This window comes from Pseudomonas akapageensis (assembly GCF_011355085.1).
GTDB classification, from domain to species: Bacteria; Pseudomonadota; Gammaproteobacteria; order Pseudomonadales; family Pseudomonadaceae; genus Aquipseudomonas; species Aquipseudomonas akapageensis.
On record NZ_VXCP01000038.1, the window covers coordinates 107,997 to 132,381 of the forward strand.

Sequence of the window (24,385 nt, forward strand, 5' to 3'; positions counted from 1 at the left end):
AACTGGAGATCACCATGAACAAAGATCAAATCAAAGGCAGAGTCAAAGAAATTGGTGGCAACATCAAGGAAGCCACGGGCAAGGCCGTTGGCAATGAACGTCTGGAGGAAAAAGGGAGAGTTGAGAAAACCATCGGAAAAGTTCAAGCCGGCCTTGGCGATCTGAAAGAAGACTTGAAGGATTAAGTCTATTCAGTGTCCTGATTCGGTGTCGAGACAACTGACCTGATCTGCAATCATACAGCGGTGTATTTCGCTGTAATGAACATGAAAAGGAAGACACTTGATTGGTACGCAACCGAATGAGTGCGCGGTCTCAAGACCGCGACACTCGATTGGTCAGTCGCAATCATCGGGGTGCCTGTTAATTTTTCAGTTCGTGGCCAACGACACCGCCTATAGCAGCCCCGCCAACAGTCCCCAAGGCACTGCCATGGGTAAGCGCGGCCCCACCAACGGCCCCGACACCGGCACCAATAGCCGTGTTTCTACCCTGAGTCGACATAGTGGGACAACCACTCAGACTGATGAGCAGGGTTACCGCTGCGGCGGTGAACGTGAACCTCTGCATGGCTTTCATAGGTTACCTCCAATCAAGGACTCGGTCCCTGGTGGTTCGGCTGCACGGCCTCACTCAACTTCGTGTGAGCATGCTCATTGGCAGCCTGCCCAGGCTTGCGCGACGACTTGTTGGGCATCGGCATGGCCTGTGAGTGTTTCGCCATTGGCTTGCCAGGCCCTTGACGAAGGTTAGGATCAGTATGTGTGTTCATGACACCCTCCACCGTTCGAAGCTGCACGCGCAGCCTCGTTCCCCTGAGCATCGCAGGTTACGGCCGTCACTTCGGTGCGTTGCCGCGCTTAGTGCGTTTTGGAGTAACCTGTAGGCATCAGGGAATTCTCCCTTGAAAGGTGGCTGCAATGTTCGATGTACCCAAGCCACAACAGAACCACCTCCTTGCAGCCCTGCCGGCGCAAGCGCTGGACCGCCTGCTGCCTCACCTCGAACCGATCACCCTGCCGCTCGGCAAGGTGCTCTACGAGTCGGGCGACGCCCTGCACCATGTCTACTTCCCCACAAATTCCATCGTGTCCCTGCTGTATGTGATGGAAAACGGCGCCTCGGCCGAGATCTCGGTGGTCGGCAATGAAGGCTTGATTGGTATCGCGGTGTTCATGGGCGGCGAAAGCACGCCGAGCCGGGCTATTGTGCAAAGTGCCGGGCATGCCTTGCGCCTGCCCGGCCAGCGGCTCAAGGACGAGTTCAACCGCCATGGCGAAATGCTCCAGCTGATGCTGCGCTACACCCAGGCACTGATTACGCAAATGGCCCAGACCGCGGTGTGCAATCGGCACCACTCCATCGACCAGCAGCTGTGCCGCTGGCTGCTGCTATCGCTTGATCGCCTGCAGGACAACCAGCTGACGATGACCCAGGAATTGATCGCCAACATGCTGGGTGTACGCCGCGAGGGCGTGACCGATGCCGCCGGCAAGCTGCAGCGCCTGGGTGTCATCGAATACACGCGCGGCCACATCAAGGTGCTGGACAGGACGAAGCTCGAACAGCTGAGCTGCGAATGCTACGCCGTGGTCAGAAAGGAAACCGAGCGCTTGTTGCCCTACCTTCCGTCGCGGCCGAACCTGTGATCAACGCCAGCCAGCGCTTGTGTGCTGTAGCGAACAGACCCTCATGCCAGTGTCGCCCACACTCCAACAACGGGACGGCCCAGCACCTTTCTCGTGGCCGCCTCCGTCACTGTGCTGCGGGACACTCCAGTGCCAGCCACAACCCGGCTTTGGGTAGAAAACCGACTGCTCCAGGACCTGCCGATAACGGAACGCATTCGGCTCGTGGAGCAGTGCGATACTGTCGAACTGGCTTTTGGCACCGTGCTGTGCGAGCCAGGCCATCCCATTCTGCATGTGTATTTCCCGCGAACGGCCTGCATCTCGCTGGTGACGACGTTGTACGGTCACCCTCCCCTCGAGATGGGGCTGATCGGTAACGAAGGGATGCTCGGTGCGACCCTGGCCCTGGGCATCAATACCGCGCCAATGCGCGCAGTGGTGCAAGGGGCTGGCTCCAGTCTGCGGATGAATTGCACGCAATTGCGGATCGCGCTGCGCGATAACCCCATGTTGCTGTGCAGACTCAATCAATACCTTTTCGTGCTGCTGATGCAGCTTGCTCAAACCGCGGCCTGTACTCATTTCCACGAGATCGAGCCGCGCCTGGCGCGCTGGTTATTGATGACCCATGATCGGGCGCACGCCAATCACTTTCATCTCACTCACGCGTTCCTGGCCAATATGCTCGGGGTCCGGCGCAGTGGCGTGACCCTGGCAGCCGGTGCGCTGCAGCAGCGCAGGTTGATACGTTACACGCGCGGTGAAATCACCATTCTTGACCGCAAGGGCCTGGAAGCGGCCTCATGCGAATGCTATAGCGCCATCAATACCGATGCCCAATGATAATTCTCGTTCCCACGCTCCGCGTGGGAATGCCTGCGCATATGATCCGCGACGTGACGCTGGAGCGTCGGACACTGCGTTCCCACGCAGAGCGTGGGAACGAGAAGTGTCGAATGACTGAGCCTTCAGCGTTTGATGGGCGAGATCTTGGTGCCTTCGAGGCTTACGCCCGCCATCAACCCTTGCTGGCCGAAGACAAACGCGTAGGCATCATCCTTCATCGTCGTGCTCGATAGATTCTTCGCGGCGCCTTCGTCAACCAGGACGATGGTTGGCCCTACACCGACCTCCCAACCCCTCGACTCGCGCAGATATTTCAAGGCCTTGTCATTCATCAGGAACACGACATAACTGTAGGACTGGGCACCTGCCTGCAGCCCCCAGGAACCGCTCACCGTGTTGTAGTAACTTTCCACTTTATTGCCTACCAGCAATTCACCCTCACCATAACTGCCGCCAAACACCAGCCCGGCTTTGACAACGTTGGGAAACACGAGGATCGCTTTGGCATTGCGCCCCATGGTTTCGGCCGTCGGGTGGGTTTTGTAGAGCAACTGCAAGGCTTGCTTGGCGTCTTTGTCCAGGTCCGCAGCCGTTGCCGCAGAGGCGCTGTTGAGCAACCCCAGCGATGCCAGTGAAACGATTGCAAAGACTATCGTGAGAAAATACCGCAGTGAGCTTTTCATTGTTGTGCTCCGGTTCAGACGGTAACAAATGAGTGCGCGGCCCAAGAGCCGCGACACTCGATCTGGTCAGTCGCAAACATCGCGTGCCGATTACTTCTTGAGTTCATGGCCAACAACGCCGCCAACAGCCGCCCCGCCAACGGTTCCCAAGGCACTGCCATGGGTGAGAGCGGCGCCGCCGACGGCACCGACACCGGCACCAATGGCTGTATTTCTGCCCTGCGTCGACATGGTGGGGCAGCCACTGAGGCTAATAAGCAAGCCTAGTACAGCTGCGCCAAGCGTGAACTTCTGCATGGTTTTCATGGGTTATCTCCAGTCATTGCCCGGGTCCCTGGCGAAGGCTCGGGTCGCGTGTTTGTTCACGACCTCTTATGTGGTTCGACGTTGCACGTACAGCGTCGTTCCATCGAATTTCGCCGATAGCCTCACCGCCTCTTTATTGCGGGTGATCGGCCGGTGCAATGGCCTACATGCCGCTACCCTTATCAAGAACAGAATGGAAGTGAGGACCATGCAGCAATCGCTGCAGCCGGAGGGGTTATGAACACATTGACCGATTCAATCGTGGAGATATCCATCGATGCACCGTTCCGTCCACTGCTGCGCTACCTCCACAAGCTGAGCGGCGTGCGCTATCTGGCAGCTTATGAAGCGGTCGACACCTATGAGCTGAGCCCTGTGCACGGCAAGGCTAAACGCGCTACCGACAAGGACCTGGCCGATACGGAAGTCTGGGAAAGGATTCCCTGAGTTCCCTCGTTCCGACGCGCAGCAACGGAATGCAGTGACCTGACGCTCCAGCGTCACGACGCTGAGCGTCTGCGGAGGCATTCCCACGCAGAGCGTGGGAACGAGGAGATGGGAACGAGGATCTGTGATCTGATCACTTTCTGGCAGGCTTGTGACTGTCCGGCATGTGCAGGTAACTCATCACGCTTTCGGTCAGCTCGGTCGCCAGTTTCACCGCCTCTTTATTACGCGTCATCACCCCGGCCACCAGGCCTTCGATCAGCGCCAGCACGGCGATGTTGGAGCTGGTCAGGACCGGGTGATCGGCCGGTGCGAACAACACATGCCGGGCGATGGGCGTCAGGGGCGACGCGGGGGAATCGGTGATCGCCAGCACGGTGGCGCCGCGCTCGCTGGCGAAACGTGCCAGTTGCGTGGTGTCCAGTGAATAGCGGGGCAAGGCGATGGCCAGCAGCACATCCTGATCGGTGATCGCTGCCAGGCGATAGGCCGCGTTCTCGTTGCCGCCTTCCATGCTGATCGCCGTGGCGTCGGCACAGAACGGCATCAGCGTCGAGGCCGCAAGGCCTGCGAGGTAGGCGCTGATGCCGAAGCCCAGGACGTAGATCTTGCGGGCACGGGTCAGGCAATTGACAAAGGCTTCGAAATTCTCGGCATGGTTGTTGGTGCCGGCCGTGACCAGGTTGCCGGAAGCACTCTGCAGTTGCTCATGCAAGCCGAATGCACCGTCGGGGCGTTGTGCCAGTTCATTGCGCAGCTTGTCGACCGGGGACACCATTTGCTGCAAGGTGGCCACGAGCTCGGCCTTCATGCCGCTGAACCCGCCCAGGTCCATGACCTTGGCCAGGCGGTTGACAGCTGCGGGCGACGTGGCGGTCTCCCTGGCCAGTTCCTCGATGGTCAAGGTCGCGGCCTTGAGCGGATGGCGCAGGATGAAGTCCGCGACCTTGCGCAGCGACGGCTGCAGGTCACCGACAATTTGCGCCAGTTTGCGCATCACCGGTGCCGCATAGACAGTCGCGTTGTTCGAAGTGGTAGGCATATCCGGCTCATCAGGTACTGGCATAAGGTGGGCGCAAGTGTATCCGAAGCCGACCGTCGGCGTGCATCACCGACGGCCACATGCGGGGGCTATTTCAAGCTGCCGGCAAGGAACTGCTGCAGGCGCTCGGACTGCGGGTTGTTCAGCACTTCACGAGGGTTGCCTCGCTCCTCGACCCGGCCCTGGTGCAAAAACACAAGCTGGTTGGAGACCTCACGGGCAAAGCCCATTTCGTGGGTCACCACCACCATGGTGCGGCCTTCCCGGGCCAGGTCCTGCATGACCTTGAGCACTTCACCGACCAGTTCAGGGTCGAGTGCCGAGGTCGGCTCGTCGAACAACATCACTTCCGGCTCCATGGCCAGGGCACGGGCGATCGCCACCCGCTGCTGCTCGCCACCGGACATATGGGCCGGGTAGGCCCCCTTGCGGTGCGCGACGCCGACCTGGTTCAGATAATGTTCGGCCTTTTCCCTCGCCTCCTGCTTGCTCAAACCCAGCACATGCACCGGCGCTTCCATGACGTTTTCAATGGCACTCATGTGCGCCCACAGGTTGAAGTGCTGGAACACCATTGCCAGGCGCGAACGCATGCGCTGCAACTGTTTGGGGTCCTGCGCCTTGAGTCCACCGAGCTTGTTGGCCGCAAGCTTCAGCGCTTCGCCGTTGAGCAGAATCTGCCCCTGGTTGGGTTGCTCCAGCAAATTGATGCAACGCAAGAATGTACTTTTGCCCGAGCCACTGGAACCGATGATGCTGATCACATCACCGGCTTTCGCCTCGAGGGATACACCCTTGAGCACTTCGTGGCGGCCGTAGCACTTGTGTAGATCGCGAACTTCGAGTTTGGTCATGTCGTGCACTCCGGTGAATCAGTCGCTGAGCAAGCGACCCTGGCGAATGGGGGTGGCACCTGCCACCTTGGCCAGCCACAGTCCTGGCTGGGCAAAGCGCAGGCGTTCGCGGGCATAGACAATGCCGTCGGTGGTGGCATGGACCACGCTGTAACGGTCGGTCAGCGGGTCGATCACCTCGAACAACGGATCACCGACCTTGACCTGGGCGCCCACCGGCTGCAGAAAGCTCACCACCCCTGGGTGCGGTGCGCAGGCGTACTGCGCACCGGCGAAGGGCGTGGCCTCGCAGCAGGTTGTGGGTGCCTCGGGCCAATCGCCGCCGATCAGCCCCTGCTCGGCCAGAAAGCCGAGAATCTGCTCGGCACTGGCCACGCACGGTTCGCGGTCAGTGTCGGCCATGCCGCGCAACTCAATGGTGGTCGCCACGCAGGCCAGCGGAATATTGGCCTCGGGAAAACGCTCGGCCAGCTGCAACCAGGGCATCGCGCAGGCTTCGTCGAAAGCGTTGCCACCGGCATCCTCGGCCAGCAGCGCCGCACCGGCCCCCAGGCGCGCGGCCAGCGAGCGCAAGCGTGGCCAGTTCTGCGGGAAGGCGTAGAGCAGCATGATCGACTCGAAGTCGCAATGCAGGTCCAGCACGACATCGGCATCGCAAGCGTGCCGCATGAGCCGGCGGCGAAGTTCGTCGAGCTCCGATTCGGCGGCAGGCATGCCTTCGAGGACATGGACCATCGCGCTGCGGATGAGCGCGACATTGGCCTCGGCATCCTCGCCCAGGCGACCTTCCAGATGAGGCGCAACGGCATCGGCAAGCACCGGAAAGTCCCGGTTGAAGTTCTTGCCGCTAGAGAACTCGAAACGCCCCTGATGGGTCGCCTGGAACATTTGCCCCAGCCCGATGGGGTTGGCCACCGGCACCAGTTCGATGACACCCTTGAGACGCCCCTGCGCTTCCAGCTCGCGCAGGCGGCGCTTGAGTTCGACGGCGACGCGCATGCCCGGCAGCTCGTCGGCATGCAACGATGCCTGGATATAGGCTTTGCGCGGTCCGCTGCCGAAACGAAATACCGACAGGTGTCGCTCGGTACCCATCGCGCTCCAGGGCAGCAGGTGTTGAATGTGCTTCATGGCGATTTCCTTAATGCTTGCGCGGTGCCAGGTACGCCAGCCAGTGGCGCTCGGCCAGCTTGAACAGACGAACCAGAATGAAGGTCAGGACCAGGTAGATGAGGCCTGCGGTGATGAAGGCTTCGAACGGCATGTAAAAGCGCGAGCTGACCGTACGCGCGGCGCCGGTGATGTCGACCAGAGTGACGATCGACGCCAGGCTGGTGGTTTGCAGCATCATCAAGACTTCGTTGCTGTACTGCGGCAACACGCGGCGCAGGGCCGACGGCAGGAGAATCCGTCGGTACAGGGTAAAGCGCGACATGCCCATGGCCCGGCCTGCTTCGATCTCGCCGTTGCTGGTGGCCTTGAGGCTGCCGGCCAGGAGCTCGGCACTGTAGGCACTGGTATTGATGGCAAAGGCCAGGCAAGCGCAGAACGTCGCGCTGGACAGGTAAGGCCAGAATGCGCTTTGGCGCACCGCTTCGAACTGTGCCAGGCCGTAGTAGATCAGGAACAACTGCACCAGCATCGGCGTGCCGCGAATCACATAGGTGTACAGCCAGGCCGGAAAATTGAGCAGTGGCGAGCGGGACACCCGCAGCAATGCCAGGGGAACCGCCAGGACCAGGCCGAATGCCAGGGACAACAACAGGAGTTTCAGGGTCAACAGAGCGCCATTGAAGTACAGCGGCAGGTTTTCCCAGATCAGGTGATAGTCGAGCAGCATGAGGTCACTCCCACTCACAGGACGGCGGCTTTGATGCCGACCGAGTAGTGTTTTTCCAGGAAACGCAGCGCCAGCAGCGACACACTGGTCAACACCAGGTAGAGCGCCCCGACCGCGAGGAAAAAGGTAAACGGCTGATGGGTCGCGTCGGCCGCGTTCTTGGCCTTGAACATCATGTCCTGCAAGCCGATCACCGAAATCAGCGCCGTGGACTTGGTCAGCACCAGCCAGTTGTTGGTGAACCCGGGGATGGCCAGGCGAATCATCTGTGGCACCAGGATCCGCCAGAACACCTGCGCACCGCTCAAACCATAGGCCACCCCGGCTTCGCCCTGCCCCTTGGGTACGGCCATGAAGGCCCCGCGAAAGGTTTCCGAGAGGTAGGCACCAAAGATGAAGCCCATGGTGCACACGCCGGCGATAAAGGGGTTGATGTCGATGTAGTGGGTGTAGCCAAGCAACTGGGCGATGCGGTTCACCAGATCCTGGCCGCCGTAGAAGATCAGCAGGATCAGCACCAGGTCCGGGATGCCCCGGATCAGGGTGGTGTAGCCTTCGCCCAGTAGCGCCAGCCACTTCACCGGCGACAGGCGAAAGGCTGCGCCCAGAAGGCCGAGCCCGATGGCCAGCGCCATGGCGGTCAGGGCCAGGCTGATGGTGAGCCAGGCACCCTCGAGAATGCTCGGTCCGTAGCCGTACAACATGATGGAATTCCTCAGGCGATGCGCCGCCAGCCAGGCGGCGCGGGGTGACAGGCAGGCTTACTCGCCGTAGATATCGAAGCTGAAGTACTTGGCCTGCACCTGCTGGTACTTGCCGTTGGCGCGGATGGCATCGATGGCGGCATTCAGGCGCTCGGCATTGGCAGTGTCACCCTTGCGCAAGGCGATTCCGGCGCCGCGGCCGAAGTAATGGGGGTCGTTGATGTCCGGTCCGGTCAGGGCGAACCCCTGGCCCGCCGGGGTTTTGATAAAGCTTTCATCGGTGTTGATAATGTCTGCCAGCGTGGCATCCAGGCGGCCGGCGGCAAGGTCGAGGAAGGCTTCGTTCTGGCTGCCGTAACGCACCACGATGACCCCCTGCGCTTCCAGCTTCTCGGAGGCATAGCGGTCATAGGTCGAAGAGCGTTGCACGCCGAGCTTCTTGCCCTTGAGGTCAATCGCCGGGTCGTTGATGACGTTGCCCGCCTTCATCGCGAACTTGCCGGGGGTGTGGTAGTACTTCTTGCTGAAGTCGACGGACTTCAGACGATCATCGGTGATCGACATCGACGACAGCACCGCATCGATCTTGCGCACCTTGAGCGACGGGATCATGCCGTCGAATTCCTGGACTACCCACTGGCACTTGATCTTCATCTCTTCGCACAGGGCGTTGCCGATGTCGTAGTCAAAGCCGCTGAGGTTGCCTTCCGGCGTCTTGAAGGAAAACGGCGGGTAGGCCGACTCGATACCGATGCGCAGGGTGTCTTCGTCGGCGTGGGCCAGAAAGCTGCAAACGCTCAGGGTGAGCGCCCCTAGAAGTGCGATCTTGTTCATTTTATGGACTCCTTCGATTCCGCTCTGGCGGGGTGTTGTTGGATTTGTTGCGACCATAAATGACACGTTTTATTTCACTTTGCAACATTGTGATATTTTTTGTGTCATTCACGGACGTGCAAAAGCACCCCCTCGTTCCCACGCGGAGCAAAGGAATGCAGGTCCAGACGCTCCAGCGTCGGTGTACTCAGGGGTGACGCAGAGCGTCCAGGGATGCATTCCCACGCGGAGCGTGGGAACGAGAAGGAATCAGAAGTTCGCGGGGGTGTTGGCGCTGATGATCTCGGCCTCGTCCTGGCCGATATTGCGGAAGCGATGGGGCAAGGTGGTCGGGAAGTAGTAACCGTCACCGGCGCTGAGGATGCTCACTTCGCCGTCGACCGTCATTTCGATGGTGCCGCGCGTGACCAACCCGCACTCCTCGCCTTCGGCGTGTACGATCGGTTCTTCACCGGAGCTTGCGCCCGGGGCGTACTGCTCGCGCAAAAAGCGCATCTGCCGGCCCGGTATGGGTGCACCCACGAGCAACAGGCGCAGGCCATGACGACCCAGGTCGGGCTGTTCATTGGCGCGGAAAACGTAGCGTTCTTCCCGAGGCGGTTCATCGAAGGTGAAAAAATCCGACAATGACATCGGAAAGCCTTCGAGAAGCTTCTTCAGCGAACTGACTGAAGGGCTGACGCGATTCTGTTCTATCAAAGAGATAGTGGCATTCGTAACACCGCTACGCCTGGCCAGCTCCCGCTGGGACATCTTGTAGTTTTCGCGTACGAGTTTGAGACGAGTCCCCGTGTCCATGGCAGCCTTATGTGCAAGATACTTGAAGGAATTGGGAGTGGTTCGCAGACAATGACGTCATTGCCCCCATTTTCCCCGACCCAGTGGCGTGGGCGTCAAGTATTAAATCACGTTTGCCTCCACTGCTGCGCCAATTGCAAAAAAAGAGCGGCGGCCGGTACAAGGCCGACGGCCGCTCAAGCGCAGAAGTGAGTAAACGAAACGATTTAAAGCTTGATCCAGGTCGCCTTGAGCTCGGTGTATTTGTCGAACGCATGCAGTGACTTGTCGCGACCGTTGCCCGACTGCTTGAAGCCGCCGAACGGTGCGGTCATGTCGCCACCATCGTACTGGTTGACCCAGACGCTACCGGCGCGCAGGCCACGGGCAAAGGTGTGAGCCTTGCTCAGGTCGCGGGTCCAGACGCCGGCGGCAAGGCCGAAGATGCTGTCGTTGGCAATTTTCAGTGCCTCTTCAGCGGTGTCGAAGGTGATGACCGACAGCACCGGGCCGAAAATTTCTTCCTGGGCGATGGTCATGGCATTGTTCACGCCGTCGAAAATGGCTGGCTCGATGTACAGGCCACCCGTTTCTTCGAGGGTGCGGCTGCCGCCGGCGATCAGGGCAGCGCCCTGGTCCTGGCCGATCTGCACGTAACGCAGCACGTTCTCGAGCTGGCGAGCGTCGACGACGGCCCCCACGGTGGTCGCAGGATCCAGCGCGTGACCTGGCTTCCAGGCCTTCAGCGCCTCGACCAGCATCGGCATGAATTGATCCTTGACCGAACGCTCGATCAGCAGGCGCGAACCTGCGGTGCAGACTTCACCCTGGTTGAAGGCGATGGCACCGGCCGCCGCCTCGGCAGCAGCCTTCAGATCCGGCGCGTCGGCGAACACGACGTTGGCGCTCTTGCCGCCCGCCTCGGCCCACACGCGTTTCATGTTGCTCTGGCCGGCATAGACCATCAGCTGCTTGGCAATCGCGGTGGAACCGGTGAAGGCCAGCACATCCACATCAGCGTGCAGCGCCAGCGCCTTGCCGACGGTGTGACCGTAGCCAGGCAGAACGTTGAACACGCCCTTCGGAATACCGGCTTCCAGTGCCAACTGGGCCATGCGGATCGCCGTCAGCGGCGATTTTTCCGAAGGCTTGAGAATGAACGAGTTACCGACTGCCAGCGCCGGTGCGAATTTCCAGCTGGCCATGATCATTGGGAAGTTCCACGGCACGATGGCCGCAACCACGCCCACCGCTTCACGGGTCACCAGGCCCAGTTGATCCTGGGGGGTAGCCGCGACTTCGTCGTAGACCTTGTCGATCGCCTCGGCGGTCCAGCGGATGGCATTGGCGGTGGCCGGCACGTCGATGGACAGCGAATCGCTGATCGGCTTGCCCATGTCCAGGGTTTCGAGCAGTGCAAGCTCTTCCTTGTGGACCAGGATCAGGTCGGCAAAGGCAATCAGGATGCGCTTGCGCTCGGCCGGAGCGAGACCCGACCAGACACCGGATTCAAAGGTGCGGCGAGCGACCTGGACGGCCAGTTCGGCGTCGGCGGCATCGGTGCTGGCGACCTTGGCCAGGAAGCGACCATCGACCGGACTGGTGCAGTCAAAGGTGGCGCCGTCGGCTGCCGCGCAGTATTGACCGTCGATGAATGCCCGACCTTCGATTTGGAGGGACTGGAAAGACTGTTCCCAGTCGTTGCGATTTTTAGCCATTAAATAAACTCAACACAGGTAAAGGGGTCGGTCCTCAGACCGTGTGCAGGTACCAGTTGTACTCGAGGTCCGAAATGGAGTTTTCGAACTCGGCGAGCTCACTTTCCTTGCACGCCACGAACACATCGATGTATTCGGGGCTGATGTAGCGAGCCATGATTTCGTTGTCGTCCAACTCGCGCAGGGCATCGCGCAGGTTGTTCGGCAGGCTCTGCTCGTTTTGCTCGTAGCTGTTGCCTTCGACCGGCGCACCTGGCTCGACCTTGTTGGTCAGGCCGTGGTGCACGCCCGCCAGCACCGAAGCCAGCAGCAGATACGGGTTGGCATCGGCGCCGGCGACGCGGTGTTCGATGCGCACCGAATCGGCCGAACCTGTCGGCACACGGACCGCCACGGTGCGGTTGTCGATGCCCCAGCTCGGCGAGTTCGGCACGTAGAACTGGACGCCGAAGCGGCGGTACGAGTTGACGTTCGGGCACAGGAAAGCCATTTGCGCAGGCAGGGTCTCGAGCACACCGCCGATCGCGTGACGCAGTGCGGCGTTCTGCTCGGGATCCTCGCTGGCGAAGATGTTGTTGCCTTGCTTGTCGAGAATCGAAATGTGCACGTGCAGACCGTTGCCCGCCTGGCCCGGGTAAGGCTTGGCCATGAAGGTGGTGTCCATCTCATGGTCGTAGGCGATGTTCTTGATCAGGCGCTTGAGCAGCACGGCGTAATCGCAGGCCTTGAGCGGATCGGCAACGTGGTGCAGGTTCACTTCGAACTGCGCCGGGGCGCTTTCCTTGACGATGGCGTCGGCCGGGATTCCCTGCTCTTTCGCACCTTCGAGGATGTCCTGCAGGCAGTCGACGTATTCGTCCAGGTCGTCGATCAGGTAGACCTGGGTCGATTGCGGACGTTTGCCGGAAATCGGCGAGCGTGGCGACTGTGGCCGACCGTTCACGTTGTCCTGGTCGATCAGGTAGAACTCCAGCTCGAACGCGGCACAGATGGTCAGGCCCAGATCGTCGAACTTGCTCACCACCTGACGCAGCACTTCCCGCGGATCGGCGAAGAACGGCTCGCCTTCAAGTTCGTGCATGGTCATCAGCAATTGCGCGGTCGGGCGCTTTTGCCAGGGTTCGACGCTGAGCGTGCCGGGGATCGGATAGCAGATGCGGTCGCTGTCGCCGATGTCCAGGCCAAGGCCGGTGCTTTCCACGGTGGAGCCGTTGATGTCCAGGGCAAACAGCGACGCTGGCAGGTTGATTCCGTTTTCGTAGACCTTGTGCAGACTGGTGCGCTCGATGCGCTTGCCACGCACCACACCATTCATATCCGCAATCAGAAGGTCGACGTACAAAACCTCGGGGTGTTTCTTAAGGAATGCGTTCGCTTCGTTAAGCTGAACCGCACGCAAGGGTACCGACATGATTGAGCACCTATTGTTAAATATAATATGCACGGGCTTTCACGAGCTCAGTCAATCCGAAAGCCTGAAGGAAGTCAAGAGCGGCAAAACCGCCCTTCACCGGCATTTTTCGTCCGAATTGAGCATTCTTTTTTAACGGAAAGGTCTCCAAAAACCCTGTAGACGCCGAATGTGGCACTGCTTCCGTGTAGAATTTTTGACAGGACGGTTGTTAATTAAAATCAACGAGGCTAAGCTCTGGAAAAACTCGCTCAAGATGTGCTTTTCGAGGTGAATAAAAATGGCAACCAAGCCATTGATCAGTGTGTCGGCGTGCGTCAACGACGTAGCGTTCTTCCATTATCAAGCGCTGGCGAATCACGCCGGCAATGCGCACGCCTCCCTGTGCGATCGCTCCCTTCTTCCCCGGTTGTCCGATCCTGAATCGGCCAACGAAATCCTGTCTCCCCCTCAATAGTCAAGGCAACACCCAGTGATTCCACAGCCACCTGGACGTGGCCGCGCCTCAGTGCGCGCTCTGCACAGCGGCAAATAGGTATTGAAGAAAACAAGAAGCAGCATTTGGCGGCAAGGACAGCTGCGCTGAATGAGTCAGGCCCAGGCCGACTTGCAAATAATCTATTAGTCCGGGCCGTATTGGCCCGACTGCTAACACCTGTTGGGAGTTTCACATGGCAAACGCCTCCAGCACTTACAGGAAGGCTCTTGAAGGCAACCAGCAACCGAAGAAGGTTCTGGTCAAGGTCGATCGCGTCACCAAGAAGTTTGATGAAACCGTTGCAGTGGACGATGTGTCCCTGGAAATCCATCAGGGTGAGATTTTCGCCCTGCTCGGTGGTTCCGGTTCCGGCAAGTCCACCCTGCTGCGCATGCTGGCAGGCTTCGAGCGCCCGACCGAAGGCCGCATCCTGCTCGATGGTGTCGACATCACCGACATGCCTCCCTACGAGCGCCCGATCAATATGATGTTCCAGTCCTATGCCCTGTTCCCGCATATGACCGTGGCTCAGAACATCGCCTTCGGCCTCAAGCAGGACCGTTTGCCTGCCAGCGAAATCGACGCCCGCGTCGAGGAAATGCTCAAGCTGGTGCACATGACCCAGTACGCCAAGCGCAAGCCGCACCAGTTGTCCGGCGGCCAGCGTCAGCGCGTGGCCCTGGCCCGCTCCCTGGCCAAGCGTCCGAAGCTGCTGCTGCTCGACGAGCCCATGGGTGCACTGGACAAGAAACTGCGTTCGCAGATGCAGCTCGAGCTGGTGGAAATCATCGAGCGCGTCGGCGTGACCTGCGTCATGGTGACCCACGACCAGGAAGAGGCCATGACCATGGCCCAGCGCATCGCCATCATGCACCTGGGCTGGATCGCCCAGACCGGCAGCCCGGTCGACATCTATGAAGCACCGACCAGCCGCATGGTCTGCGAATTCATCGGCAACGTGAACGCCTTCGAAGGCGTGGTCACCGAAGACCAGGAAGGCTACGCGGTCATTCACTGCGACGACCTGGACCAGCGCATTTACGTCGGCCACGGTGTCAGCACCTCGGTCGAAGACAAGTCCGTCACCTACGCCATTCGCCCGGAAAAAATGCTGGTCGCCACCGAACAGCCGGACACCCGCTACAACTGGTCCAAGGGCAAGGTTCACGACATCGCCTACCTGGGCGGTCATTCGGTGTTCTACGTGCAACTGCCGAGCGGCAAGATCGTTCAATCGTTCATGGCCAACGCCGAACGCCGTGGCGCGCGCCCAACCTGGGACGACAGCGTCTACGTATGGTGGGAGGATGACAGCGGCGTGGTACTGCGCGCATGAAAAAGCTCAATAGAACCTTACAGAGCCTGATCCCCAGCGGTCGGCAATTGGTCATCGGTGTTCCCTTCATCTGGCTGTGCCTGTTCTTCCTGTTGCCGTTCTTCATTGTCACGAAGATCAGCTTCACGGAAGCGGCGCTGGCGATTCCGCCGTATTCGGAGATCTACACCTACGCCGAACAGAAATTCCAGCTGCTGCTGAACCTGAGCAACTACGCGATTCTGGGCGACGACGAACTCTACATCTCCGCCTACCTGGGCTCCCTGAAGGTCGCCTTCTTCAGCACCCTGGCGTGCCTGCTGGTCGGCTTCCCCATGGCCTACGCCATTTCCAAGGCGAACAAGGAATCCCAGAACGTCCTGATGCTGCTGATCATGATGCCGACCTGGACGGCCATCCTGATCCGGGTTTATGCCTGGATGGGCATCCTCAGCAACAACGGCCTGCTCAACGGCTTCCTGATGTGGACCGGTGTGATTTCGCAGCCACTGGAAATCCTCAACACCAACGTCGCTGTCTATATCGGCGTGGTCTATGCGTACCTGCCATTCATGGTGATGCCGCTGTACGCCAACCTGGTCAAGCATGACGAAAGCCTGCTGGAAGCGGCATCGGACCTGGGTTCGAGCAAGTTCAACAGCTTCTGGAAAATCACCGTGCCACTGGCCAGGAACGGCATCATCGCCGGCTGCATGCTGGTGTTCATTCCGGTGGTGGGCGAGTTCGTCATTCCTGAACTGCTGGGCGGTCCGGAAACCCTGATGATCGGCCGTGTGTTGTGGCAGGAGTTCTTCAACAACCGCGACTGGCCTGTGGCTTCGGCGCTGGCGGTGGTGATGCTGCTGATCCTGATCGTGCCAATCCTGTTCTTCAACCGCAGCCAAGCCAAAGAGATGGAGGGACGGGCATGAAACGTTTCGGCTTTTCGCGACTGATGCTGATCCTCGGCCTTGTGTTCATCTACTTGCCGATGGTGATTCTGGTCATCTACTCGTTCAACGCCTCCAAGCTGGTAACGGTCTGGGGTGGCTGGTCGATCAAGTGGTACACCGGCCTGCTCGACAACAAGCAATTGATGGGCTCGGTGGTACGCTCCCTGGAAATCGCCTGCTACACGGCCATTGCCGCCGTGGCCCTGGGCACCCTGGCAGCGTTCGTCCTGACGCGGGTCACCCGCTTCAAGGGCCGCACGCTGTTCGGTGGCCTGGTGACCGCGCCGCTGGTGATGCCCGAGGTGATCACGGGTCTGTCCCTGCTGTTGCTGTTCATCGCCATGGCTCAGCTGCTGGGCTGGCCGCAAGAGCGTGGCATCGTGACCATCTGGATCGCCCACACCACCTTCTGCGCAGCCTATGTGGCGGTCGTGGTGTCGGCGCGTCTGCGTGAGCTGGACCTGTCGATCGAAGAAGCGGCCATGGACCTGGGGGCGCGTCCCTGGAAGGTGTTCTTCCTGATCACCATCCCGATGATCGCGCCTTCGCTGGCAGCGGGCGGCATGATGTCCTTCGCCCTGTCGCTGGACGACCTGGTACTGGCCAGCTTCGTGTCCGGCCCAGGCTCCACCACGCTGCCGATGGAAGTCTTCTCTGCCGTGCGTCTGGGCGTGAAGCCGGAAATCAACGCGATTGCCAGTCTGATCCTGCTTGCCGTTTCGTGCGTCACTTTCCTGGTCTGGTATGTCGGTCGTCGCGCCGAAGCCAGCCGCAAGCGTGCGATTCAGGAAGCCATGGAGCAAACGGCTGCCGAATCCTGGAAGCAACCTGTTCCGCAAATGGCAGGTGCGGCTGCCTGATCAGCCTCCCTTCGCAACAAAACAATGCGGCTGCTTCGGCAGCCGCTTTGCTGTCTGCAGTCCGCTATTTTTCGTAAATCTGGAGTTGTACTTAATGAAATCGTTTGGCAGGACCCTCCTTGCCGTGTCCTTTTTGGGCGTGTTTGGAACAATCGCCCAGGCCAATGACAAGGTGCTGCGTGTCTACAACTGGTCCGACTACATCGCTCCGGATACGGTCAGGAAATTCGAAGACGAAACCGGCATCAGCGTCGTCTACGACGTGTTCGACAGCAATGAAACCCTCGAAGCCCGCTTGCTTGCCGGCAAGTCAGGCTATGACATCGTTGTCCCTTCCAACAGTTTCCTGGCCAAGCAGATCAAGGCCGGGGTCTACCAGCCACTGGACAAATCCAAACTGCCCAACTGGAAAAACCTCAACACCACCCTGCTCAACAACGTAGCGGCCAGCGACCCTGGCAACGCCCATGCCGTGCCCTACATGTGGGGCTCGATCGGCATAGGCTTCAACCCGGACAAGGTCAGGCAAGCACTGGGGGCCGATGCCCCGGTGAACTCGTGGGACCTGCTGTTCAAGCCGGAAAATGCGGCCAAGCTCAAATCCTGCGGTATCAGCTTCCTGGATTCGGCCACCGAGATGCTGCCACTGGCGCTGCATTACCTGGGCTACCCGGTCAACTCCCAGGACCCGCAGCACCTGGCCAAGGCGCAAGAACTGTTCATGAAGATCCGCCCTTCGGTGGCGTACTTCCATTCGTCCAAGTACATCTCGGACCTGGCCAACGGCAACCTTTGCGTGGCCGTGGGTTACTCCGGCGACGTGGTGCAAGCAAAAGCCCGTGCCGAGGAAGCCGGTGGCATGGTCAAGGTCGAATACAGCATTCCCAAGGAAGGCGCCGGCAGTTTCTATGACATGGTCGCCATCCCCCACGATGCCGAGCACGTCGAAGCCGCGCACCAGTTCATCAACTTCCTGCTGCGCCCGGACATCATGGCCGAGATCACCAACAACGTCGGCTACAGCAACGCCAACGCTGCTGCCACGCCATTGGTTGACGAAGCGATTCGCAACGATCCGGGCTCCTACCCGCCGGAGCCCGTGCTGGCAACGCTCTATGCCATTCCGGACCAGCCAATCAGCTTCGCACGGGTCATGACCCGCGACTGGACTCGGGTGAAGCTGGGTAAGTAAATCCCTCCTGCCTCCTCCTTCTCGTTCCCACGCTCTGCGTGGGAATGCATCCAGCGACGCTCTGCGTCGCATCGACGCTGGAGCGTCTGACACTGCATTCCCACGCAGAGCGTGGGAACGAGAAAACCCAATCGAGTCAATATGTAGTGAATTATATATTCCACTACAAAACTGTTGACGACCTCTTCGCGCCCTTGCATGATGCAGACGTCTCCCCGATCGGGAGCGCTGATTAGAGTGATTCAAGCAGTCTCGACAAGCCGTCGAGTTGTTTTTCGGATGTGTACTGCCCACAAGGCAGATTGATGAAGCTGACCCGCATTGTCGTCCCGGATGGGCGAGAAGCGCTGGCCAAACGTCCTCATGATGCTTGTGGCTGACCTGGTTTCGGTTGGCAGTTCGTATCCTGGCGTTCGCTGCCTCTCCTCGTTGTGACGCTACTGTGTAGCAGCTACCTGTCAACGCTACATAAACAGGGTTCGGGACTTTCTCCCGGTACTCGACGGGCAACGTTTGCCTGACTGGCGCCATATTTCGGCGAAACAACTAGATCAACGAGTGGTTAAGGAGCTTGAAAATGAATCTGAACGATCAACCTTGCATCGACAAATTGGCTCGATTGTTCGCGGCACACAAGGACACCCACGACAGCCACGTACTGTGGGTCTGCAAGTCGGGTGAAGTCCGTATCGATTGCCTCTCGCCCCACTCGGCGGAAAACGAATTCGAGCAAAGCCACCCGAGCATGCTCGCACGCTTCAAGATGTACCGCCGGGGCCAGGGCTACGTCGGCAAGAAAGCCGCCGCCGACAAGGACTTCATCGGGCGCGTCCTGCAGACCTTGACCCAGCAATGGAACCAGCTGCAGAACCAGACTGACGTCTGCGTCGTCGACCGGTATTGCTGATCCCGCATCACGGACGCCCCTGGACCTGCCAGGGGCGCCCGGACTCGCTGCTCCCTCCCCCGTAACGTCAAAATAGACCGCAACTGTACGGTCCTTTTCCCCGATCGCCATGCTAAAAAATACTGGCCGCCAGCTCCAACCCGCCAGGTAATCGAACATGGAACTCTCCGTACTGCTGCTATTCATCCCCGCCTGCTTCGCCCTGAATATGGCGCCAGGCCCCAACAACCTGCTGTCTGTCAGCAATGCCACGCGTTATGGCTTCAAGCGCTCGAGCCTGGCCGGAACGGGGCGCCTGCTGGCCTTCGCGATCATGATTGCCATGGCCTCGGCGGGCCTGGCCGCGGTGCTGCAAACGTCGGCGATGCTGTTTCAGGGCTTGAAGATCATTGGCGCCGCTTACCTGATCTATCTGGCCATTCAACTCTGGCGAGCCAAGCCTGAAGCCGGGACGCAGGCCCGTGTCGAAGAGGTCAGCATGCTGTGCCTGGCGCGGCAGGAGTTTCTTGTTGCGGCGAGCAATCCCAAAGCAATCTTGATATTCAGCGCCTTCCTGCCGCAGTTCGTTGACGTGACTCGGCCCATTGCCGGGCAATTCCTGCTGCTCGGAGCCCTGTTCCTGGGCCTGGAAATGATCGCCATCTGCGCCTACGCCGGCATGGGCGTGCACATGCGCCGCTGGTTCTCGGAACCTCGCGGGCAGCGCCTGTTCAATCGTGGTTGTGCGGTGTTGTTGACTGGTGCGGCGTCGATGCTTGCCCGGCGCAGTTGAAAATAACCGCGTCGCCTGCATCGCTGGCAAGCCAGCTCCCACAGAGATAGCTGTCATCCACAGAATTGTGGTCTGAATCTGATCCCCTGTGGGAGCTGGCTTGCCAGCGATAGGGCCTTGGCAGGCAATACAACATCTCCTGCCCGAAGCGAGTAAAACTAGTCAACCGCAGGCTGCAACCACTTGCTGAACAACCGCGTCACCCTCGGCATGAAGATGTACACCACCAACAACACGATGCTCAGGGTAATCAGCACATTGGCCGCCACATACCCTCCCAGCCACGGCAATAGACCGAACAACGGTTGCCAGAGCATCGGCACCAGAAAGCTCAACGGCAGAATCACCAGAAAGGTCACGCAAGCCTGTTTCCAGCGTGGGGGCTGCGCCGGTGAATCGGCGCCCAAGGGCGTAAACCAGAACTCCCGGTCCGTATTGACCTCGATCTGATCGCCATCGGCCAGGCACGGATGCACTTCGCCCACCAGCGCCTTGCGCTCGTCGGAATCCAGCCAATGTTGCAACTGCTCGGTCGAGGCAAAGCGCAACACGCAGGTAAAGAGTGCCAGGCCCGCGTCTTCACCGCGCACCACATCTATTCCCAGGTGCCCCGGATACTGCTTGGCCGTGGCGATGGTGCGCCGCAACCACTCCTCGTACTGCTGCTCCTTGCCCTGCCTGATCCGGTGCCTCACCAATAGAGTCACAATGCCATCAGCTAAACTAGTCATTTGCACGCCTCTCCAATCGGTCGGCTGGTTGCTGGAGCTAATTTAAGCAGAGGAGACCACGTCATGAAGCGTTGCGACGTTCTGATCATAGGCGCCGGCCCGACCGGGCTGGTGCTGGCACTCTGGCTGAGCAAGCTCAGGATCGACGTACGAATCATCGACAAGACGACCGAACCGGGCACGACCTCGCGGGCCCTGGCCGTTCAGGCACGTACCCTTGAGCTGTACCGCCAGCTCGACCTGACCGATGCCATCGTCGAAAAAGGCCACCTGGTGCCGGCGGCCAACTTCTGGGTCAAGGGTGAACAGACCGCACGCCTCTCGCTCGATGCCATCGGCAAAGGGCTGACCCCCTACCCATTCCTTGAGATTTTCCCGCAGGACGAGCATGAGCAGCTACTGATCGAGCGCCTGGCGCAGTTCAATGTCACGGTGGAACGGGACACGGAGTTGCTGGGCTTTCTCGATGACGGCGAACACATCACGGCACGCCTGCTCAGCGCGGCCGGGCATCAGGAAACCTGCGAAGCCCTGTACATCGCGGGCTGCGACGGCGCCCGATCGACGGTGCGCAAGACCCTCGGTATCGAATTCCCTGGTGGCACCTATCAACAGGTGTTCTACGTCGCCGACGTCGACGCCGAAGGCGCGGCCTTCAACGGGGAATTGCACGTGGATCTCGACGAGGCCGATTTCCTGGCCGTCTTCCCCCTTGCTGGCACCGGCCGGGCCCGACTGATCGGCACGGTGCGCGATGAGCGCGCCGAACAGGCCGAATCCCTCACCTTCGAAGATGTCAGCCGCCGGGCGATCGAACACCTCAAGGTCCAGGTGCGCAAGGTCAACTGGTTTTCCAGCTATCGCGTGCATCACCGAGTCGCGGAGACCTTTCGCAACGGTCGCGCCTTCTTGCTCGGCGACGCCGCGCACATCCACAGCCCGGCGGGCGGCCAGGGCATGAATACCGGCATTGGCGATGCGATCAACCTGGCCTGGAAACTGGCCGCCGTGGTCAAGGGCACAGCCCAGGGCAGCCTGCTCGATACCTATGAACCCGAACGCATCGGCTTTGCCCGCAGGCTGGTGGCGACCACCGACCGGGTATTCAGCTTCGTCACCGCCGACGGGCCAATTGCCAACCTGGTGCGCACGCGCATCGCGCCCCTGCTGCTGCCCAAGCTCACGTCCGTGGAACGGGTTCGCGAATTCATGTTTCGCACGGTCTCGCAAATCACCCTGAATTATCGCGGGACAAGCCTCAATAGCGGCAGTGCCGGGCATGTCTACGGCGGCGACCGCTTGCCCTGGGTACCCAGTGGCGACATCGACAATTTCAAGAGCCTGTCAGCCATGACCTGGCAGGTCCATGTGTATGGCACGCCAAGCGTCTCGCTGGTGCAGTGGTGCAGCGAACACGGCGTGCCATTGCACGTGTTCGAATGGACACCGGCCCATGAGGCGGCCGGGCTGGCACACGATGCCAGCTACCTGCTGCGCCCCGACACCTATGTGGCGCTGGCGGATCCCTCCGCCATGCCCGAGGCCCTGGAGTACTACTTCAGCAGTCGCAATATCGTGCCCGACAGCCGTTTGCAAGGGGCTTGAAGCTTCCTGCCGCCGGCCTACTTCTGCGCCCGGACCATGCAGCGCTGGCGTCGCTCGTCGACCCGCTGGGCAAACCAGGCGGTGGTGAGCGTACGGGTTATCTTCGGGCTTTCCAGGGTGATGCCCGGCAACACGGCGCGTGGCAGCGGCTTGCGCTCGAGCTTTTCGGCCAGGGCGAACACGCGGTGATACAGGTCGCTGTCTTCGAACTCGAGGCGATCACCTTGCTCCAGCTGGCGCCTGATCGCCGAGTTGCTCATGTCGATCTTTTTGCCCAGGGTGCGCACCGCCAGCTCGGTGGCTCCGGCGCTGAAGCTGGCAGGGTCGATCAGGTCGCCATCGCGAGCCAGGGTAATGCCGGTGGCCAGGCTGACCGCGTTCTGGAAGGCGGCATTGCGACTGGCATACCAACCCGCGTTGAAATCGGCGAAGCGGTACAACGACTTGTCGTAATGGGTGGGATAGCCCAGCAAATGGGCAATACCGAAATACAGGCCGCCACGACGGGTGAACACTTCACGGCGGATGGAGCTCGGGACCGGATACGGATAACCCTTGGCGTGGCTTTCGGCGAAGGCGATGCTGACTTGCATCGGCCCACCGGTCTTCACCGGGTTGAGCTGGCCGAACAGGCTCTTGCCCAGCGGGGCCATGCCGATGAAGTCATCGAAGATGGCGCTGAGTTCCTTCTCGGTGCGCGCTGAAGCCAGGCGCTGGGCGTAGGTCTTGCCAGTGGGCGAATGCAGTTGCAGCGCGGCGTTTACCAGCACCTGCGGAATGTGCATTTTGGCCGCTCGCCGGTCGATCTCTTCGCGCGCGATCCTGGCCAGCCCGGGCACCGGCGGGTCGACCTGATAGGTTGACTCCTGCTCGGCAACCGCCAGCACCGAGCAGATATTCTCATTGAACGCTGGAATATCCTGGGCGGCGAACGCGGCGTAGATATCGGTTGCCCAGCCCTCACGGTCGGTGGCTTTGGCCGGCATCAGCCGAACGATCTTCGCCCGGATCTGCGCCGGACTGGGCGGCACTTCCTGCGTGCGTTGCGTACCGCAACCGGCCAACACCAGCATTACGCCGATCGACAGGGCACGGAAGGTCAATGAATTCAATTACAGGAGTTCCCCAACAATGGTGCCCGCAGGCCTTGGCAACACTATGCCTGATCCTTTGCAGCTGCCAACAATCAATGACCTGTATTGGCCCCCTGTGGGAGCGGCGGTGCGACGACTCGACTTGCCCGCGATTCAGGCGCCGCGGTTTTTCTAGGACACCGCGTTGAAGCCATCGCTGGCAAGCCAGCTCCCACAGAGCCCCCCCACAGAGCCCACAGAGCCCACAGAGCCTGCCCATACAAATACAAGCAATTGCGTAGACCAAACTACTTGCCGGTTTGGCTGTCACAGTAGTGCCCCGCCCCCTTCCTTTACCGAGAGTATTCAATGCTGTCAGTTTCGCTGCCTGCGCCCTTGCGATTTGCCGCACTGCTTCTGGCGCTCGGCACCTGGTCCCACGCCAACGCTGCCTCCTGCCCGCAAGGCGAGATCGAGATCTGCCTGGCGGGTTGCCTCTGCGTACCCGACCCGCAAGCGATCACCAAGCAAATCACCGATATCGCCGCCCCGGCCCTCGCGCAATGGCTGGTGCAGTCGCGCAAAACCGCCGAACCCGGCGCCCAGCCCATTCCGCTGAACATCAAGGTGCAGTTGCAGCCCTATTATGATGATCGGGTTCTGGATGCAGCGCTGTACAAGGTGGGCGATGACGCGGAAATGAGCGCAGGCGGGGCCATGTTGCAAAACGAGGATACCGTTGCAGTGACGCTGATCGACATCATCGTGTTCAAGGACGCCGACGATGCCGAGAACAATGTCGCGCTCTGGGCCCATGAACTCAAGCATGTGCAGCAGTACCAGGAATGGGGTGTCAACGAGTTCGCGGCTCGCTATACCCGCAATTACAATGAGGTCGAAACGCCTGCCTACGCGATCCAGGCGCAGGTCGCCAGCGCACTCAGGGCTTCGCGCTAATGCTATAGTTAATCGCTTGGGGCAATCCGGGGGGTCACGTCGGAGGTATCGCCATGGGGCGCCTCAATTGGATGGTGTTGGGTATTACCTGCGGCCTGTCAGGCATGGTGGGCGCGCAATCGATGATCAACGTCATTGGCCAGGACTATTACGAGAAAAATCCTGCCTACATCGGCGAGTCAATGTCGTACAGCTCACCGCCACCACGGGCCTATGTATCGACTTCGCCACAAGCCTTTGTCGTCGTTTCCGGTCAACACAACTTCTACGACTCCCGGCTGCCTTCAGTCGGTGACGTGAAGCCTCAGGTATTGATTCGAACTTACAACCCGGAGCTTGGGGTTTACACCGATACCGTGATCCGCGACCCTCGCAAACCTGAGGTGGTGTCCGATTAGTGAAGCGTTATCCGGGCTTGCATCGCCTCGATGCTTTTTAATGGGACAGCA

Annotated in this window: 28 protein-coding genes; 14 read left to right on the top strand and 14 right to left on the bottom strand. The window is 60.1% G+C overall.

Annotation, left to right across the window (positions count from 1 at the left end; genetic code table 11):
• Positions 1–14 precede the first annotated feature (14 nt).
• Positions 15–185 (top strand): CsbD family protein, encoded by a 171-nt coding sequence (locus F2S13_RS22400; protein ID WP_166364910.1) that lies wholly within the window; start codon positions 15–17, stop codon positions 183–185.
• A 178-nt stretch (positions 186–363) separates the two neighbouring features.
• On the opposite strand, the gene F2S13_RS22405 is transcribed toward F2S13_RS22400, so the two are convergent.
• On the bottom strand, positions 364–579 hold the full coding sequence (locus tag F2S13_RS22405; RefSeq protein WP_166364912.1) for a glycine zipper 2TM domain-containing protein: 216 nt from the start codon (positions 577–579) through the stop codon (positions 364–366).
• A 341-nt stretch (positions 580–920) separates the two neighbouring features.
• Between F2S13_RS22405 and F2S13_RS22410 the strand changes: the two genes are divergently transcribed.
• Together F2S13_RS22410 and F2S13_RS22415 are read left to right on the top strand one after the other, a co-directional pair.
• The gene (locus F2S13_RS22410; protein WP_166364914.1) at positions 921–1,649 is read left to right on the top strand and encodes a Crp/Fnr family transcriptional regulator; all 729 of its coding nucleotides are present in this window, start codon (positions 921–923) and stop codon (positions 1,647–1,649) included.
• A gap of 129 nt (positions 1,650–1,778) precedes the next feature.
• Positions 1,779–2,474 (top strand): helix-turn-helix domain-containing protein, encoded by a 696-nt coding sequence (locus F2S13_RS22415; protein WP_166364916.1) that lies wholly within the window; start codon positions 1,779–1,781, stop codon positions 2,472–2,474.
• A 125-nt stretch (positions 2,475–2,599) separates the two neighbouring features.
• On the opposite strand, the gene F2S13_RS22420 is transcribed toward F2S13_RS22415, so the two are convergent.
• Positions 2,600–3,160 carry a lipid-binding SYLF domain-containing protein gene (locus F2S13_RS22420; RefSeq protein WP_166364918.1) on the bottom strand — a complete coding sequence of 187 codons (561 nt, stop codon included), beginning with the start codon at positions 3,158–3,160 and terminating at the stop codon, positions 2,600–2,602.
• A 90-nt stretch (positions 3,161–3,250) separates the two neighbouring features.
• Positions 3,251–3,466: a glycine zipper 2TM domain-containing protein gene (locus tag F2S13_RS22425; protein WP_166364920.1), complete on the bottom strand. Its 216-nt coding sequence runs from the start codon at positions 3,464–3,466 to the stop codon at positions 3,251–3,253.
• A 237-nt stretch (positions 3,467–3,703) separates the two neighbouring features.
• Here F2S13_RS22425 and F2S13_RS22430 point away from each other — a divergent pair, with 237 nt between their 5' ends.
• Positions 3,704–3,913: a hypothetical protein gene (locus F2S13_RS22430; protein ID WP_166364922.1), complete on the top strand. Its 210-nt coding sequence runs from the start codon at positions 3,704–3,706 to the stop codon at positions 3,911–3,913.
• 133 nt (positions 3,914–4,046) lie between these two features.
• Here the strand turns inward: F2S13_RS22430 and F2S13_RS22435 are convergent, their stop codons facing one another.
• The 9 genes from F2S13_RS22435 to F2S13_RS22475 form a co-directional block, all read right to left on the bottom strand.
• Positions 4,047–4,955, bottom strand: a complete 909-nt coding sequence (locus tag F2S13_RS22435) for a MurR/RpiR family transcriptional regulator (RefSeq protein ID WP_166364924.1) — start codon at positions 4,953–4,955, stop codon at positions 4,047–4,049.
• An 89-nt stretch (positions 4,956–5,044) separates the two neighbouring features.
• Positions 5,045–5,809, bottom strand: coding sequence for an ABC transporter ATP-binding protein (locus tag F2S13_RS22440; protein ID WP_166364926.1), 765 nt, complete (start codon positions 5,807–5,809; stop codon positions 5,045–5,047).
• Positions 5,810–5,827: 18 nt separating this feature from the next.
• Positions 5,828–6,940: a succinylglutamate desuccinylase/aspartoacylase family protein gene (locus F2S13_RS22445; protein ID WP_166364928.1), complete on the bottom strand. Its 1,113-nt coding sequence runs from the start codon at positions 6,938–6,940 to the stop codon at positions 5,828–5,830.
• Between the two features lie 10 nt (positions 6,941–6,950).
• Positions 6,951–7,649 (bottom strand): ABC transporter permease, encoded by a 699-nt coding sequence (locus F2S13_RS22450; protein ID WP_166364930.1) that lies wholly within the window; start codon positions 7,647–7,649, stop codon positions 6,951–6,953.
• Between the two features lie 14 nt (positions 7,650–7,663).
• The gene (locus F2S13_RS22455) at positions 7,664–8,353 is read right to left on the bottom strand and encodes an ABC transporter permease (protein WP_166364932.1); all 690 of its coding nucleotides are present in this window, start codon (positions 8,351–8,353) and stop codon (positions 7,664–7,666) included.
• Between the two features lie 57 nt (positions 8,354–8,410).
• Positions 8,411–9,187 carry an ABC transporter substrate-binding protein gene (locus F2S13_RS22460; protein ID WP_166364934.1) on the bottom strand — a complete coding sequence of 259 codons (777 nt, stop codon included), beginning with the start codon at positions 9,185–9,187 and terminating at the stop codon, positions 8,411–8,413.
• A 249-nt stretch (positions 9,188–9,436) separates the two neighbouring features.
• Entirely contained in the window at positions 9,437–9,985 is a 549-nt protein-coding gene (locus F2S13_RS22465; protein ID WP_166364937.1) for a cupin domain-containing protein, read from the bottom strand.
• A 206-nt stretch (positions 9,986–10,191) separates the two neighbouring features.
• Entirely contained in the window at positions 10,192–11,682 is a 1,491-nt protein-coding gene (locus F2S13_RS22470) for an aldehyde dehydrogenase (protein WP_166364939.1), read from the bottom strand.
• 34 nt (positions 11,683–11,716) lie between these two features.
• Entirely contained in the window at positions 11,717–13,093 is a 1,377-nt protein-coding gene (locus F2S13_RS22475) for a glutamine synthetase family protein (RefSeq protein ID WP_166364941.1), read from the bottom strand.
• A 280-nt stretch (positions 13,094–13,373) separates the two neighbouring features.
• Between F2S13_RS22475 and F2S13_RS22480 the strand changes: the two genes are divergently transcribed.
• The 7 genes from F2S13_RS22480 (at position 13,374) to F2S13_RS22510 (ending at position 19,570) form a co-directional block, all read left to right on the top strand.
• Positions 13,374–13,550, top strand: a complete 177-nt coding sequence (locus F2S13_RS22480; protein WP_166364943.1) for a hypothetical protein — start codon at positions 13,374–13,376, stop codon at positions 13,548–13,550.
• 214 nt (positions 13,551–13,764) lie between these two features.
• Positions 13,765–14,907, top strand: a complete 1,143-nt coding sequence (gene potA / locus F2S13_RS22485; protein WP_166364945.1) for a polyamine ABC transporter ATP-binding protein — start codon at positions 13,765–13,767, stop codon at positions 14,905–14,907.
• Between the two features lie 29 nt (positions 14,908–14,936).
• Positions 14,937–15,818, top strand: a complete 882-nt coding sequence (locus tag F2S13_RS22490; RefSeq protein WP_166365077.1) for an ABC transporter permease subunit — start codon at positions 14,937–14,939, stop codon at positions 15,816–15,818.
• Complete coding sequence (locus F2S13_RS22495; protein WP_166364947.1) at positions 15,815–16,699, top strand: ABC transporter permease subunit; 885 nt, start codon at positions 15,815–15,817, stop codon at positions 16,697–16,699. Before F2S13_RS22490 ends, F2S13_RS22495 begins: the two co-directional genes overlap by 4 nt.
• Before the next feature lie 94 nt (positions 16,700–16,793).
• A complete protein-coding gene (locus F2S13_RS22500; protein WP_166364949.1) occupies positions 16,794–17,891 on the top strand; it encodes a polyamine ABC transporter substrate-binding protein in 1,098 nt (365 codons plus the stop codon).
• Positions 17,892–18,468: 577 nt separating this feature from the next.
• A complete protein-coding gene (locus F2S13_RS22505; RefSeq protein WP_166364951.1) occupies positions 18,469–18,798 on the top strand; it encodes a hypothetical protein in 330 nt (109 codons plus the stop codon).
• A 157-nt stretch (positions 18,799–18,955) separates the two neighbouring features.
• The gene (locus F2S13_RS22510) at positions 18,956–19,570 is read left to right on the top strand and encodes a LysE family translocator (protein ID WP_166364953.1); all 615 of its coding nucleotides are present in this window, start codon (positions 18,956–18,958) and stop codon (positions 19,568–19,570) included.
• Positions 19,571–19,728: 158 nt separating this feature from the next.
• Here F2S13_RS22510 and F2S13_RS22515 read toward each other — a convergent pair whose 3' ends face one another.
• A complete protein-coding gene (locus F2S13_RS22515) occupies positions 19,729–20,301 on the bottom strand; it encodes an antibiotic biosynthesis monooxygenase (protein ID WP_178119043.1) in 573 nt (190 codons plus the stop codon).
• Between the two features lie 63 nt (positions 20,302–20,364).
• Between F2S13_RS22515 and F2S13_RS22520 the strand changes: the two genes are divergently transcribed.
• A complete protein-coding gene (locus F2S13_RS22520; RefSeq protein WP_166364955.1) occupies positions 20,365–21,906 on the top strand; it encodes an FAD-dependent monooxygenase in 1,542 nt (513 codons plus the stop codon).
• A gap of 17 nt (positions 21,907–21,923) precedes the next feature.
• Here the strand turns inward: F2S13_RS22520 and F2S13_RS22525 are convergent, their stop codons facing one another.
• Entirely contained in the window at positions 21,924–22,979 is a 1,056-nt protein-coding gene (locus F2S13_RS22525; RefSeq protein ID WP_166365081.1) for a DUF1615 domain-containing protein, read from the bottom strand.
• A 369-nt stretch (positions 22,980–23,348) separates the two neighbouring features.
• On the opposite strand from F2S13_RS22525, the gene F2S13_RS22530 reads away from it, so the two are divergent.
• Positions 23,349–23,936, top strand: a complete 588-nt coding sequence (locus tag F2S13_RS22530; RefSeq protein WP_166364957.1) for an eCIS core domain-containing protein — start codon at positions 23,349–23,351, stop codon at positions 23,934–23,936.
• Positions 23,937–23,989: 53 nt separating this feature from the next.
• A complete protein-coding gene (locus F2S13_RS22535) occupies positions 23,990–24,334 on the top strand; it encodes a hypothetical protein (RefSeq protein ID WP_166364959.1) in 345 nt (114 codons plus the stop codon).
• Positions 24,335–24,385 lie beyond the last annotated feature (51 nt).